Below are 15,419 nucleotides of genomic sequence, written 5' to 3'. Positions count from 1 at the left end.
TATGTGGGGCGTGATGACGACCAGGTCAAGATCCGGGGTTTCCGTATCGAACTCGGTGAGATCGAGAACACCCTCGCCCAGCACGAAGCGGTGGGCCAGGGCGTAGTCCTCGCGCGTGAATCCGGGGACACCCGTGCGCTGGTCGCCTATGTGCATCCGACGCCGGAATGGTTCGACTCCGCCGCCAGGGAACAGAACGCCCACCTCCTCGACCAGTGGCAGCGTGTCTTCGAGGACCAGTACACCGGCTCCCAGGACGAACACACCCCGGACGACCTCAACCTGGCCGGCTGGGACAGCACCTACACCGGCGAGCCCATTCCCCGGGCAGAGATGCGTGAGTGGATCGACGGTACGGTCCAGCGCATCGAGGAACTGCGCCCGACGCGCCTGCTCGAGATCGGCTGCGGCACCGGACTGCTGCTCTTCCGGTACGCGGAATTCTGCGAGTCCGTACACGCCCTGGACCTTTCGCCCTCGGCGCTCGGCGATGTCCGGCGCGGTGTGTCACGGCGTGGCTGGACGCACGTGACCCTGGAACACGGCGACGCCCTTTCGGTGGCGGACCTGGCCGAAGGCGCCTTCGACACGATCGTGCTCAACTCGGTCGCGCAGTACTTCCCGAACCGGCTCTACCTGGAGGACGCCATCTCCCGGATGCTGCCGCTTCTGGAGGACGGCGGCCGCATCCTCATCGGCGACGTCCGGAACCTGGACCTGCTGCCGGCCCACCTCGGTGCGGTCGAACGCAGCCGCACCGGCGTCGGTACCACGGCCGGAGCGCTCTCCCGGCAGGTGCGGTACCGGCGCCGGCAGGAGAGCGAACTGCTCCTCAGCCCCACCTATTTCGCCCAGCTTCCCGAACGGTTCTCCGTGCTCGGCGCCGTCGACATCGTGGCCAAGCGTGGAGTGGGCGACAACGAGATGATGGCCTACCGCTACGACGTGATCCTCACCAAGGGCAGCGCCACGCCCACCGAGCCCCTTCCGTGGCTGGAGGCCGGGACACCGCAGCGACTGCGGGACCTCCTGGACGACGGCGGCACTCCTGACCGGTTCGGCGTCAGCGGCCTGCGCAACCCCCGCGTCGCCGACGACGTGCGCATCAGCGACGGACTCGTGCGCTGGTCGCCCGCTCATGAGGTGGAGCCACTGCCGAAGGGCAGCCGCCTGACGGCCCGGGCCGCGGAGGAGGTACGGGAGCTCGAAGCCGTACTGCACCACGCCGAGACGCTCGGCCACCAGGTGGCGGCAACCTGGTCGCAGGACCGGCCCGACGCCCTGGACCTCGTGTTCGGAAAGGGCGGACTGCCCCGGGTGCGGGCCCGCGCCCCCTACCGCGCGCAACACCTGGCCAACTTCCCGCGCATCGGTGACCTGGGGCCGTCGATGGCCCGGACGCTGAAGGAGCACCTGTCCGTGCGGCTGCCGAGCTACATGGTCCCCGGTGTGTTCGTGCTCCTCGAAGACCTTCCCGTCACCCCCAACGGCAAGGTCGACAAGCGGGCGTTGCCGGCCCCCGACGAGGACGCCGTGGCCAAGGAGGCGTACAGCGCGCCGCGCACCGGTGCGGAACGGATTCTCTGCCGGATCCTCGGAGAGATGCTCGGGCTCAGCCGGGTCGGGATCGCCGACACCTTCTTCGCCCTCGGCGGCCACTCCCTGCTCGCCGTCCGGCTCAACCTGCGGGTGAAGCAGGAGACGGGTACGGAGCTGCCGCTCCAGCTGATCCTCACCGGTGCCACCGTCGCGGACATGGCCGCGGCGATCGAGACGGCGCCGGCCGCCGCGGAAGTCGTTCCGCTCGTGCCCGCCGTACCCTCCCGGGACGGTGAGGAGGCACCGCTCTCCCTGCAACAGCGGGACCTGTGGTTCCTCAACCACCCCCAGCACCTGGACGCCTCCTACGACAACGCCCAGCTGGCGTACCGGCTCGAAGGCCGACTGGATCGCGAGGCCTTCGGGCGAGCCGTCCGAGCCCTCGCCGAGCGGCATCCGGTGCTGCGCACCGGCTACGTCCACCGCGACGGCACCCTCACCCAGCGGACGAACGACGCCTCGGGCTTCGAGATGAAGGTTCCCGCGCCGATCTCCGGGGACGCGGCGCTCAAGGAGTGGCTCGGGCAGGAGAGGACGCGCCCGTTCGCGCCGGACGGCCGGCAGATGGTCCGGATCCATCTGGTGCCGGTGGCGGACGACGAGCACGTCTTCGTCCTCACCAGGCCATGGGGCGTCTTCGACGGGTGGTCGCTGACCATCGTCCTGCCCGAACTCATGGCCCTGTACCGGGCGCTGGTCCGCGGAACGGAAGCGGTCCTGCCGTCGGTACCGCTGCGGTACGCCGACTTCGCCCGCTGGCAGCGGCACCTCGTCGGCGCCGAGGAGCTCGACCGTCAGCTCGCCTACTGGCGAGGGCAACTGGACGGTCTGCCCGCCCTCCTGTCGCTGCACACCGACCGCCCTCGGGGGCCGGTGCAGTCCTACCGGGGAGCCAAAGTGGGCATCGAAACTCCGATGGAGGTGCTCACCCGGCTCCAGCAGCTCAGCCAGGAGAGCGGCGGCACGCTGTACATGACCCTGCTGGCGGCGTTCGCCGTGCTGGTGGGCCGGTACTCGGACGACCAGGAGCTGGCGATCGGCACTCCTGTCACCAATCGGCCCAAGGCCGAGCTGGAACCGCTCGTCGGCTACTTCGTCAACACGCTGGTGATCCGGCTGGACGTGCCCCCGGACCGCGGGTTCTCCGACTTGCTGAAGCAGACCAGGCACGTCACGGCCGAGGCGCATGAGTCCAAGGACCTGCCCTTCGTCGACCTGGCCAGGGAGCTTGTCCCGAAGCCCGATCCGGCGTACTCCCCGTTGTTCCAGGTGATGTTCAATCTCGTCCCGATGCCACGGCTGACGGCGGACGAGGACGGCCTGGACGACGGCCTGGGGATAGAGCCGGTGGAGGCGGACCCGGGCCCGGCGAAGTACGACCTCAACCTGACGGTGCGGGAGACGGACGCCGGCCTGATGGGCCACCTGGAGTACAGCACCGACCTGTTCACCGAGGAGACGGCGGCGCGCATGGCGCGTTCCTACGAGCGGCTGCTCCGGGAGATCGCCGCCGATCCCGAAGCGGACCTGACCCGGTTGCGGGCGCGGTCGCACGGCGCCGCATGACGAACCATCCGCCGGACCACTCACAGCACCCGCGGCAGCGACAGGGCCAGCACAAGAAGGAGCCAGCCATGCCCACCAGCCATTCCGACGAGCGCGCTGTCGCAGTCGTAGGCATGTCCTGCAGGGTCCCGGGAGCTGAGGACGCCGACGCCTTCTGGCGGCTGCTGAACGACGGCGTGGACGCGATCACGGAGGTACCGGCAGGCAGGTGGGACCTCGACGCGGTTCCGGAGGGCCTCGAATCGGCGGGTCTGCGGCGAGGCGGCTTCCTCGGTGAGGTGGCGGACTTCGACGGTGACTTCTTCGGCATCTCGCCGCGCGAGGCCGAGGCGATGGACCCGCGGCAGCGGCTGGCTCTCGAACTGAGCTGGACGGCGTTGGAAGACGCCAGGATCCTGCCGCAGAGCCTGCGCGACGGCGGCGCGGCGGTCTTCCTCGGAGCCACCGGCGACGACTACGCCGCGCTCGTCCACCGCCACGGCGGCGATGCCGTGTCCCACCACTCGATGGCAGGGCTGAGCAGAGGCGTCATCGCCAACCGCGTCTCCTACCAACTGGGCCTCCGCGGGCCCAGCCTGACCGTGGACGCGGCACAGTCATCCTCCCTGGTCGCTGTCCACATGGCCTGCGAGACCCTGCTGTCGGGCGCCACCGAACTGGCCCTGGCCGGTGGTGTCCACCTGAACCTGGCCCCGGACAGCACGTTCGCCTTCGCGCGGGCGGGCGCCCTGTCACCGGACGGACGCTGCTACACCTTCGACTCGCGCGCCAACGGAACCGTGCGGGGCGAAGGCGGGGGCATGGTGGTCCTCAAACGCCTGTCGGACGCCGTCGCGGACGGTGACCCGGTCCACTGCGTCCTGCTCGGCAGCGCCGTGAACAATGACGGCGGCGGCCAGGGGCTCACCGTCCCCGACGCGGAGGCGCAGCGGGAGTTGCTGCACGATGCCTACGTCCGCGCGGGAGTGGAGCCGGCGCAGGTCCAGTACGTCGAACTGCACGGCACCGGGACCAGGGCGGGCGACCCGGTCGAGGCGCAGGCTCTCGGCGCGGTCCTGGGCCTGGACCGTCCGGTCGGGAAGCCGCTGCTGGTGGGATCGGTGAAGACCAACATCGGCCACCTCGACGGCGCCGCGGGCGTCGTCGGACTGATCAAGGTCGCCCTCTCCCTCAAGCGTGGGAAAATCCCGGCGAGCCTCAACTTCGCCGAGCCGCATCCGGCCATCCCCATGGAGCGGCTGAGGCTCCAGGTGAACGGCAGCACCGGACCGTGGCCGCCGGGCTCCCGGCTCGCGGGCGTCAGCTCGTTCGGCGTCGGCGGCACCAACTGCCACGTGGTCGTCGCCGACGCCCCCGCCGTGGCGGCGGACGACCGTGCCGAGACGCTTCCGGCCGCACCGGCCCCGGTTCCGGTGGTGGTATCGGGCAGGACCGAGGCCGCCTTGCGCGCCCAGGCGGAGCGCCTTCTGGAGCGGGTGGAATCCGACCCCGACCTGCGCCTGGGCGACGTGGGCTACTCCATGTTGACGACCCGTACCGCGATGGAGCACCGAGGGGTGGTCGTGGCCGCGGACCGCGCCGAGCTGCTGGCAGGGCTGGCGGCCCTGTCGGTGGGCGATCCGTCGCCCCACGTCGTCGAGGGGGTGGCAGGTTCCGCGTCGGGAGTGGTGTGGGTCTTTCCCGGGCAGGGGCCGCAATGGGCCGGGATGGCCCTGGACCTGTGGGAGTCCTCAGGGGTCTTCGCCGAACGCATGGACGAGTGCGCCGGCCTCCTCGACGGCATGGCCGACTGGTCGCTGCGGGAAGTGCTCGCCGACGACGCCGCGTTGAAGCGCATGGACGTGATGCAGCCCGCGCTGTTCGCGGTCCAGGTGTCGCTGGCTGAGGTCTGGCGGGCCGTCGGGCTGGCACCGGCCGCCGTGGTCGGCCATTCCCAGGGCGAGATCACCGCGGCCTGCGCGGCGGGGAGCGTGCCGCTGGCCGACGCCCTGCGACTGATGGTCGAACGCAGCCGGGTCATCACCGAGCGGCTGTCCGGGCGCGGGGGGATGGCTCTGTTAGCCATGCCGGCCGAGGAGGTCGACCTCGGCAGGGTGTCGATCGGCGCGGTCAACGGACCCGACTCCGTCGTCGTGTCCGGCCCCGTCGATGCCATCAGGGAGACGGTGGCCGCCTGCAAGGCCAAGGGGATACGGGCCTGGACGGTCCCGATCGACTACGCCTCGCACTCGCCGCAGGTGGAGGAGATCCGCGAAGAGGTCCTGCTGGCCGCCGCAGGGGTTTCCGCGCGCGACAGCGGCGTGGCGTTCTACTCCACGGTCACCGGTGGCCGCCTGGACGCCGACCGCCTCGATGCCGGGTACTGGTACCGGAACCTGCGGGAGCAGGTGCGCCTGGAAGAGGGCGTCCGGGCAGCGGTCGCCGACGGACATCGGGTGTTCATCGAGGCGAGCCCCCACCCCGTGCTGACCACGGCGATCCAGGGCACCGTGGACAGCGCCGACGTCGAGGCCGTCGTGCAGGGCACGCTGCGCCGGGACGAGGGCGGGTTGCGCCGGCTCCTGCTGTCGATGGCCGCACTGCATGCCCAGGGCGTCACGGTGGACTGGCGGCCGATGTTCGAGGGCTTCGGCGCCCGCACGGTGGATCTGCCCGGCTATGCCTTCCAGCGGCGCCCCCACTGGATCACCGGAGCCGCCGGCGCGCTGCCCGCGCCACGGCCGGAGACGGCACCGAGGACGGAGACCGCCACCGAGCTCTCCACGGCCGGCTCGAAAGTCGCCCGGGAACTCGACCTGTCGGCACTGATCCGTTCCCGGGCAGCGGCCGTGCTCGGCCACGACGGAGCGGACGCCGTCGACGTCGACCGCTCGTTCAAGGAACTCGGGTTCGACTCGGTCACGGCGGTGGAGCTCAGCCGGCTGTTGAGCCGTGCCACCGGACTCCGGCTGCCTGCCACGCTGCTCTTCGACCATCCCAGCCCCACCGCGCTCGAACGGCGCCTCCGCGAGCTGCTGGCCCGGCCCGTCCCGAACTCCGCTCCGTCCGTGGCGGGCCGCCCCGACGACGACCTGATCGCGATCGTGGGCATGGGGTGTCGGTTGCCGGGCGATGTGTCCTCCCCCGAGGAACTGTGGCGCCTGGTCTCCGAGGGAGTGGACGCGATCTCCGCCTTCCCCGAGGACCGCGGCTGGAACCTCGCGGCAGCGGACACGGGACACGTCCGTTCAGGCGGTTTCCTCAAGGACGCCTTCGGCTTCGACGCCGACTTCTTCCGGATCAGCCCCCGGGAGGCGCGGGCCATGGACCCGCAGCAGCGACTGCTGCTGGAAGTGTCCTGGGAGGCGCTGGAGCGCGCCGGAATCGATCCCGCGTCCCTGCGGGGCAGCCGGACGGCCGCCTTCATGGGCGTCATGGACCAGGATTACGTCCCACGGCTGCACGAGACGTCGGAGAGCTTCGGCGGATACGCCCTGACGGGCGGTGCGACGAGTGTGGCCTCGGGCCGCATCGCCTTCGCCCTCGGCCTTGAGGGCCCCGCGGTGACCGTGGACACGGCATGCTCCTCGTCGCTGGTCTCTCTGCACCTGGCGGCACAGTCCTTGCGGGCCGGGGAGTGTTCGCTGGCCCTTGCCGGAGGGGCGACGGTGATGTCGACGCCCGGGATGTTCGCGGAGTTCTCCCGGCAGGGCGGCCTGTCGCCCGACGGCCGGTGCAAGGCGTTCTCCGATTCCGCCGACGGCACGGGCTGGGCCGAGGGCGTCGGCGTCGTGGCGCTGGAGCGGCTGTCGGACGCGCGGCGGAACGGGCACCAGGTGCTGGCAGTGGTGCGTGGCTCCGCGATCAACCAGGACGGAGCCTCCAACGGGCTGAGCGCCCCCAACGGTCCGTCCCAGGAGCGCGTCATCCGCGACGCCCTGGCACGCGCCGGCCTGTCCGCGGCGGACGTCGACGCCGTGGAGGCGCACGGCACCGGCACGGCACTGGGGGATCCGATCGAGGCGCAGGCGCTGCTGGCGACGTACGGTCAGGAGCGCGCGGAGCCGCTCCGGCTGGGGTCCCTGAAGTCGAACATCGGGCACACCCAGGCGGCGGCCGGTGTCGGCGGTGTGATCAAGATGGTGCTGGCCATGCGGCACGGCGTGCTGCCGCGCACGCTCCACTCGTCCGAGCCGTCACGGCATGTGGAGTGGGCATCGGGCGCGGTCGAACTACTGACCGAGCAGCGCTCCTGGCCGCAGACCGGCCGGCCCCGGCGGGCCGGGGTGTCGTCGTTCGGTATCAGCGGCACCAACGCGCACGTGATCCTGGAGCACCCCGATCAGCCGCCCACGGCGACCGGGTCCACGGGAGCGGAGCCGGTCGACGGCCGGGCGGCGTCTTCCCTCCCGGTGCCACTCGTACTCTCCGGCAGGACCGAGGCCGCTCTGCGCGCTCAGGCCGAGCGGCTGCGGCGGCGGGTGGAGTCCGAGCCCGATCTGTCCCTGGCCGAAGTCGGACGGTCGCTGGCGACCTCGCGTACCCGGTTCGAGCGGCGCGCCGTCGTCGTGGCCGCGGACCGGGAGACGCTGATCGAAGAACTGGCGGCGCTGTCACAGGGTGAGCGGGCACCCGCATCGGTCGAAGGGGTGGCGGAGCGCGCCCGCCGCGGCGTGGTCTTCGTCTTCCCGGGACAGGGCACCCAGTGGACCGGCATGGCGCGGGAGTTGCTCGACTCCTCACCGGTGTTCGCCGAGAGCGTCCGTGAATGTGCCGCCGCGCTCGCCGGGTTCGTGGACTGGGACCTGGACGGAGTGCTGCGGCAGGTGCCGGGTGAACCGACGCTGGAGCGGGTGGATGTGGTGCAGCCGGTGTCGTGGGCGGTGATGGTGTCGCTGGCGGCTCTGTGGCGCTCCTACGGTGTCGAGCCGTCCGCCGTCGTCGGCCATTCGCAGGGCGAGATAGCAGCGGCCTGCGTGGCCGGTGCGCTGCCGCTGCGGGATGGGGCACGGGTGGTCGCGCTGCGCTCGCAGGCCATCTCCAAGGGCCTGGCCGGCCTCGGCGGGATGATGACGCTGGCCCTCCCGCCGGCAGAGGCGGAGTCCCGGATCGCGAGATGGCAGGGCGGTCTGGAGGTGGCGGCGCTCAACGGTCCGTCCGTCACGGTGGTCGCCGGTGACGCGCAGGCGCTCGAAGAGCTGCGCGTCGAATGCGCCGCGCAGGGCATCAGGGCGCGCAGGATCGCGGTGGACTACGCCTCGCACACCTCCCATGTGGAAGGCATCGAGGACGAACTGGCACAACTGCTCGCGGACGTACGGCCGGCTGTCGCCCAGGTGCCGTTCTTCTCGACCGTCGAGCGGGACTGGCTCAAGGAACGGCCTGTGGACGCCGAGTACTGGTACCGCAACCTGCGGCAGACGGTGCACTTCCAGTCCGCCGTGGAAACACTGGCTGAGCAGGGTCATGACATGTTCATCGAGGTCAGCGCCCACCCGGTGCTCACCGTCGGTATCCAGGAGATACTGGAGCGCCGTACGGAGCAGGCGGCTGAGGCCGTCTCGGGTTCGCTGCGGCGGGACGAAGGGGGACTGGAGCGGTTCCTCACCTCGGTTGCCGGGGTGTGGACGCGCGGTGTCGCGGTCGAGTGGGAGCGAGCCTTCTCCCGCGCCGACACACCCCCTGTCGAGCTGCCGACGTACGCCTTCCAGCACCAGAGCTACCGCGTGGACGTCACGGCTGACCAGCCGCTGCTGGGGCAGGCGCTGCAACTGGCGGACGGCGACGGCACGGTCCTGACGGAGCGGCTCTCGCTGCGGACCAGGCCGTGGCTGGCCGGCCACCGGGTGCTGGGCCAAGCCGTCGTGCCGGGCACCGCACTGCTGGAGATGGCCCTGAGGGTCGGTGATGTGGTGGACGAACTCACCATGCATACGCCCGTGGTGGTGCCGGAGCACGGTGACGTCGAGGTGCAGTTGACGGCGGCGGCGCCGGACGACAGCGGCCGACGCCTCATCCGCATCCACAGCCGCACCGACGCTGCGTGGCAGTTGCACGCCACCGGCCTGGTGAGCTCCGCCGGGCACACCGGTGCGGCGGCCGCCCTGGCGGAATGGCCACCGTCCGGCGCGACACCGATGGATCTCACGGAGACCTACGACGAACTCGCCCGGCGCGGACTGGAGTACGGTCCGCAGTTCCGCAACCTGCGCGGCGTGTGGCGGCACGGCGACGACCTCCTGGTCGAAGCGGCCCTGCCGGACGGGGCCGGCCCCTTCACCGTGCATCCGGCGCTGCTGGACGCGGTGCTTCATCCCGTGGTGCTGGAGCACGGCCCCGGTCTCGTGGTGCCGTTCTCGTGGGCCGGTGTGCGGCTCTCGCGGGCGGGAGCGTCCGGGCTGCGGGTCCGCGTCGTCCCGGCCGGGGAGCACCGGGCCTCGCTGACCGTCGCGGACGGCAGCGGGACCGAGGTTCTGACGGTCGAGTCCCTCACCCTGCGACCGCTGGACGCACGGCGGTTCGACCCCAAGCTCTTCCAGATCGAATGGCGCGAGGTCACCGACGCCGGGAAGGCCGAGCCGGACAACCCGACCGACGTCCTGACGGTGTCGCCGACAAAGGCGCGGGCGCCCGAGGCCGCCCATGCGACCGCGGAGTCGGTGCTTCGTGATGTTCAGCGAAGGCTGGCGGAGCCCGCCGAGATGCCGTCCCCGCTGGTGGTCACCACCCGCCGGGGCGTGGCCGTGGCGCCGGACAGCCCCGGTGACCTCGCAGCGGCCACCGTGTGGGGGCTGCTGCGGTCCGCTCAGACGGAACACCCCGGCCGGATCGTGCTCGTGGACTCGGACGGTGACGAAGAGCTGACGGCCGACGAGCTGGGCCGCGCCCTGGCAACCGGCGAGCCACAGATCGCGCTCCGATCGGGCCGCATGCTCGCACCCAGGCTCGCACGCGGCTCCGTCCCCGTCCCCGACTCGGAGGGGCGGAGCGTCCCTCCGGGGAGCACCACGCTGATCACCGGCGGAACCGGTGGGCTCGGTGGCGCCGTGGCGCGCCACCTGGTGGACCGTCACGGAGTACGCGACCTGCTCCTGGTCAGCCGCAGCGGGGCCGCCGCCGATGGCGTGGACGCCCTGGTGGCGGAGCTGACCGCGGCCGGCGCGCACGTATCCGTGGCCGCCTGCGACGTGGCCGACCGGGCCGCGCTGGCCGACGTCCTCGCGGCTGTCCCCGCGTCGGCACCGCTGCGCACCGTGGTGCATGCGGCGGGAGTCCTGGACGACGCAGCCGCCATGTCGCTGACGCCGGGGCAACTGCACGCGGTCCTGTCGGCGAAGGCGGACGCGGCATGGAACCTGCACGAGCTGACCCACGAGCTCGACCTCACGGGCTTCGTGCTCTTCTCCTCCGTCTCGGCCACCCTCGGCTTTGCCGGACAGGCGAACTACGCGGCGGGCAACGCGTTTCTCGACGCGCTGGCCCACCACCGTCACACGCTCGGACTGCCCGCGGTCTCCCTCGGGTGGGGGCTGTGGGAACAGGACACCGGCCTCACCCGCCGTCTCGGTGGCACGGACCGGCAGCGCATGCTCCGTCTGGGGCTGCGGCCTCTGCCCACCGACGCGGGACTGGCTCTGTTCGACCTCGCACTCGACGCCGACCGGCCGCATCTGGTCCCCGCCTGGCTCGACCTGTCAGGGCTGGGCGATACCGAGGTGCCCCCGATGCTGCGCGGCCTGGCCCGCACTCCGGCCGCGCCGAGCGGCCGGACGCGAAAGGACTCCGGGCCGCTGCGCGACCGGTTGCTGACCCTGCCCGACACCGACCGGGCGCCGGCGGTGCGGCGGTTGGTACAGGCCGAGGTGGCGTCCGTGCTGGGCCGCTCCGGGCCGGGCGACGTGCCGTCCGACCGGGGCTTCGGAGACCTGGGGTTCGACTCGCTCACCGCCTTGGAACTACGCAACCGGCTCGGCACCCTTGCCGGGATCACCCTGAACGCCACCGTGATCTTCGATCACCCGACCCCGTCGAAGCTGGCACGCCACCTGCTGGAGCGGCTCGCCCCGGACCGGCCGGCGGCCGCGCCACCGGTACTCGCCGAGCTGGAGCGGCTGGAGGCGAGTGTGACCGCCGTCGACGGTGAGCTGCGCTCGGCCGTCACCGCCCGGCTGTGGCAGCTGATGGAGGCGGTGACCGCCGGGGACCGCACGACGGAGACAGAGCCGGACCACGAGGTCGCCGCGGCGAGCGCGGACGAACTCTTTGCCTTGATCGACGATGAGCTGGGAAGGCCCTGACGATGAGTGACCAGAAGCTGCTCGACTACCTGAAGCGGGTCACCACCGAACTGCGTCAGACCCGCCGCAAGCTGGCCGAGGTGGAGTCGGCCGGCCCGGGACCGGATGACGATCCCATCGCGATCGTGGGCATGGCCTGTCGCTACCCCGGCGGCGTCTCGTCGCCCGAGGAGCTGTTCCAGCTCACCGTCGACGGTGTGGACGCGGTTTCCGGTTTCCCCGCGAACCGCGGTTGGGACCTCGACGGTCTGTACGACCCCGACCCCGGTCGGACCGGCAGGAGCTATACGCGCCACGGTGGATTCCTCCACGACGCGGCCGAGTTCGACGCGGGCCCCTTCGGGATGTCGCCGAAGGAGGCGCTGACGACCGATCCGCAGCAGCGCCTGCTGCTGCAATCGTGCTGGGAGGCGATGGAGAACGCCCGTATAGCTCCCTCCTCGCTGCACGGGAGCCGGACCGGGGTCTTCGCCGGCGTGATGTACAGCGACTACGCCTCCTTGACGGGCCAGGACACCGGCGGCTTGGAGGGCCACCTGTTCACCGGCAGCCTGCCGAGCGTGGCGTCCGGCCGAATCGCGTACACCTTCGGGCTGGAGGGCCCGGCGGTGACCGTGGACACGGCGTGTTCGTCGTCGCTGGTCTCGCTGCACCTGGCGGCGCAGTCACTCCGGGCGGGGGAGTGTTCGCTGGCGCTGGCGGGCGGCGTGACGGTGATGTCCACACCGCGCACCTTCGTGGAGTTCTCCCGCCAGCGCGCCTTGTCGGCGGACGGCCGGTGCAAGCCGTTCTCCGATTCCGCCGACGGCACGGGCTGGGCCGAGGGCGTGGGCGTACTGGTGCTGGAGCGGCTGTCGGACGCGCGGCGCAACGGGCACCCCGTACTGGCCCTGGTACGCGGCTCCGCGGTCAACCAGGACGGTGCCTCCAGCGGGCTGACTGCCCCGAACGGGCCCTCGCAGGAGCGTGTGATTCGGCAGGCCCTCGCCTCGGCCGGGCTCTCGACCGCTGACGTGGACGCCGTCGAGGCGCACGGGACCGGCACGACTCTCGGCGATCCGATCGAGGCGCAGGCGCTACTGGCGACCTACGGCCAGGACCGCGCGGAGCCGCTCCGGCTGGGATCCCTGAAGTCGAACATCGGCCACACCCAGGCGGCCGCGGGCGTCGCGGGGGTGATCAAGATGGTGTTGGCCATGCGCGAAGGCGTACTGCCGCGCACGCTCCACGCGGACATCCCTTCGCGTCATGTGGAGTGGTCGTCGGGCGCGGTCGAGCTGCTGGCCGAGCAGCGTGCCTGGCCGGAAGCGGGCCGGCCACGCCGGGCGGGCGTGTCGGCGTTCGGCGTCAGCGGCACCAACGCGCACGTGATCATCGAGCAGGCGCCGACGGCCGAGGCGGACGACACCGGGCCCACGGCTCGGACGCCGGCACCGGTGGTGGTGTCCGGCGTGACCGGAACAGCTCTGCGCACCCAGGCGGCGCGGCTGCGGCAGTGGGTGGAGTCCCACGAGGAACTGAACCCCGTGGACGTCGGGTTCTCCACCGTGACCACCCGGTCCGCGCTCGACCACCGCGGCGTGGTCGTCGCGGGGGACCGCGACGAACTGCTGGCAGGGCTCGCCGCCCTGTCGACGGGGGAGTCGGCGGACGGTGTGGTGGAAGGCTCCGTCACCCCGGAGTCCGGTGTGGTGTGGGTCTTCCCGGGCCAGGGGTCGCAGTGGGCCGGGATGGCCGGCGGGCTGGGCGAGTCGTTCCCGGCGTTCGCCGCGCGGATGGAGGAGTGCGAGCGGGCGCTGAGCGGACTGGTCGACTGGTCGCTGAGCGAGGTCCTCGACGACGAGGAGGCACTGAAGCGCGTTGACGTGGTACAGCCCGTGCTGTGGGCGGTGATGGTGTCGCTGGCCGCACTGTGGCGGTCGCTCGGGCTGGAGCCGTCCGCTGTGGTGGGCCACTCCCAGGGAGAGATCGCCGCGGCCTGTGCGGCGGGCGGGCTGTCCTTGGAGGACGGCGCACGCGTGGTAGTCCTGCGCTCGCGCGCGCTGCTGGAGATCGCCGGGGCTGGCGGAATGGTGTCCTTGGCCCTGTCACCGGACGACACCGCGGCCCTGCTGGAACCATGGGACGGGCGGGTCTCGGTCGCCGCGCTCAACGGGCCGCACTCGACCGTGGTTTCAGGCACGGCGGACGCGCTGGAAGAACTGCTGGACCACTGCGAGCGCGAAGAGATCCGTGCCCGCCGGATCCCCGTGGACTACGCCTCGCACTCCGCGCAGGTAGAACGGATCCGCGACAGGATCCTCGACGACCTGGCGGGCGTCAGCCCGCGCTCCGGCTCCATTCCCTTCCACTCGACCCTGACCGGCGGCCTCCTCGACACGGACCGGCTCGATGCCGCGTACTGGTACGAGAACCTCCGTAACACCGTCCGCTTCGAGGCCGTGGTCGACGGTCTGCTGAACGAAGGACACCGGACGTTCGTCGAGTGCAGTCCGCACCCCGTGCTGGCGGTCGGCATCGAGGAGACCGCGCAGAACGCGGACCACTCCGCACTGGTGGTCGGTTCGCTGCGTCGGGACGAGGACACGACCCGCCAGCTGCTGCGGTCCGTCGCCGAGCTGCACACCCGGGGTGTCGTCGTGGACTGGCCGCAGGTCTTCACGGGCACCGGTGCGCGCACCGTGGGGCTGCCCACGTACGCCTTCCGGTCCAAGCCCTACTGGCTGCGGGCTCCGAAGCCGCTGCTGAACACGGCCACCGTGCTCGCGGAGGGCGGACAGACACTGATGACCGGCCGGCTGTCGCTGGGCTCGTACCCCTGGCTCACCGACCACCGGGTGCACGGCCGGGCCGTGGTACCGGGTACCGCGCTGCTGGAGATGGCGCTGCAGACCGGATACGCCATCGATGAACTCACCCTGCAAGCACCCGTGGTGGTGCCCGAACAGGGCGAGGTCGAGATACAGGCGCTCGTGGGAACCGCTGACGACGACGGCTACCTGCCCCTGCGGTTGTATGCCAGAGGCCCGGGGAGCGACTGGCGGCTCCACGCCTCCGGCACGCTCACCGAGAGCGGTGGGCCGCGTGAAGAGGCACCGAACCCTGCCCAGTGGCCTCCCGCCGGCGCGCGGAGGGTGGACCTCAGCTCCTGGTACGACGATCTGGCCGCACAGGGGCTGGAGTACGGGCCCGGCTTCCGCGGCCTCCGGGCGCTGTGGCGGCACGGCGACGAGCTCTTCGCCGAGGCGTCACTGGATTCGGCCGTCCGTCCCGCGCTGCTCGACGCCGCCCTGCACGCCCTTGACCTGAGGACCACGCCCGCGCTGCCGTTCTCCTGGAGAGACGTGCGTCGGCTCGACCAGTACGCCGCTGCGGAGATCTCCCGCGTGAGAGTGCGACTGACCCCGCAGGAAGACGGTTCGGTGGCGCTGCACGTCGCTGACGGAACCGGCCACGGCGTACTGTCGGTCGGCGGGCTGTCACTGCGTCCGCTCGAGAGCATGAGTTTCGACACGGCGGGGCGCGGCGCACTGTTCGAGATGGCCTGGCATCCGCTGCCGACGGACGCTGACCGCTCCGGCGCCGACGCCGCGGGTGTCGCACTGCTCCGCTGCCCGGACGTGCAGGGAGAACTGCCCACCCGCGTCCGCACGATGACCTCGGTGGTGCTGGACGAGCTGCACGACCGGCTCGCGGAGACGGAGACCGGCGACGCCCCTCTGGTGGTGGTGACTCGACATGCCGTGGCGGACGACGCCGGAACCGCCGCACAGGTGGATCCGGCCGCCGCCGCCGTGTGGGGCCTGGTCCGGTCGGCGCAGACGGAGAATCCGGGCCGCATCGTGCTCGTCGACACAGACGATCCGGAAGTCCTGCCACAGCTGCTGCCCGCGGTACTGGCCGCCGGTGAACCGCAGTTGCTGGTACGTGACGGCCGGATCCGCGTGCCCGCGCTGGAGCGCTTCACGCCACCCGGAA

Annotated in this window: 3 protein-coding genes (1 of these 3 running past the window's edge); all 3 read left to right on the top strand. The window is 71.7% G+C overall.

All coding sequences use genetic code 11. From position 1 onward, the window contains the following. On the top strand, positions 1-3,165 hold a 3,165-nt coding region (locus tag ACIRJT_RS32180; RefSeq protein WP_403916199.1), incomplete at its 5' end, for a condensation domain-containing protein. Between the two features lie 68 nt (positions 3,166-3,233). Continuing rightward, positions 3,234-11,441, top strand: a complete 8,208-nt coding sequence (locus ACIRJT_RS32175) for an SDR family NAD(P)-dependent oxidoreductase (RefSeq protein ID WP_403916196.1) — start codon at positions 3,234-3,236, stop codon at positions 11,439-11,441. Further along, a protein-coding gene (locus ACIRJT_RS32170; RefSeq protein WP_403916209.1) for an amino acid adenylation domain-containing protein crosses the window boundary here: on the top strand, positions 11,438-15,419 show its 5' end (the start). Its footprint extends 17,618 nt past the window's final position; only the first 3,982 of its 21,600 coding nucleotides appear in the window; its start codon is at positions 11,438-11,440; its stop codon lies off the right edge, out of view. Before ACIRJT_RS32175 ends, ACIRJT_RS32170 begins: the two co-directional genes overlap by 4 nt.

Origin of the sequence: Streptomyces sp. NPDC102283, from assembly GCF_044766265.1 — a bacterium.
Classification (GTDB): domain Bacteria; phylum Actinomycetota; class Actinomycetes; order Streptomycetales; family Streptomycetaceae; genus Streptomyces.
This window is presented reverse-complemented; position numbering and strand designations above follow the sequence as displayed.

What these genes read in the sequence shown, in the direction of transcription:
- ACIRJT_RS32175 (WP_403916196.1), top strand. Translation starts at nt 3,234, where the DNA reads ATGCCCACCAGCCATTCCGACGAGCGCGCTGTCGCAGTCGTAGGCATG.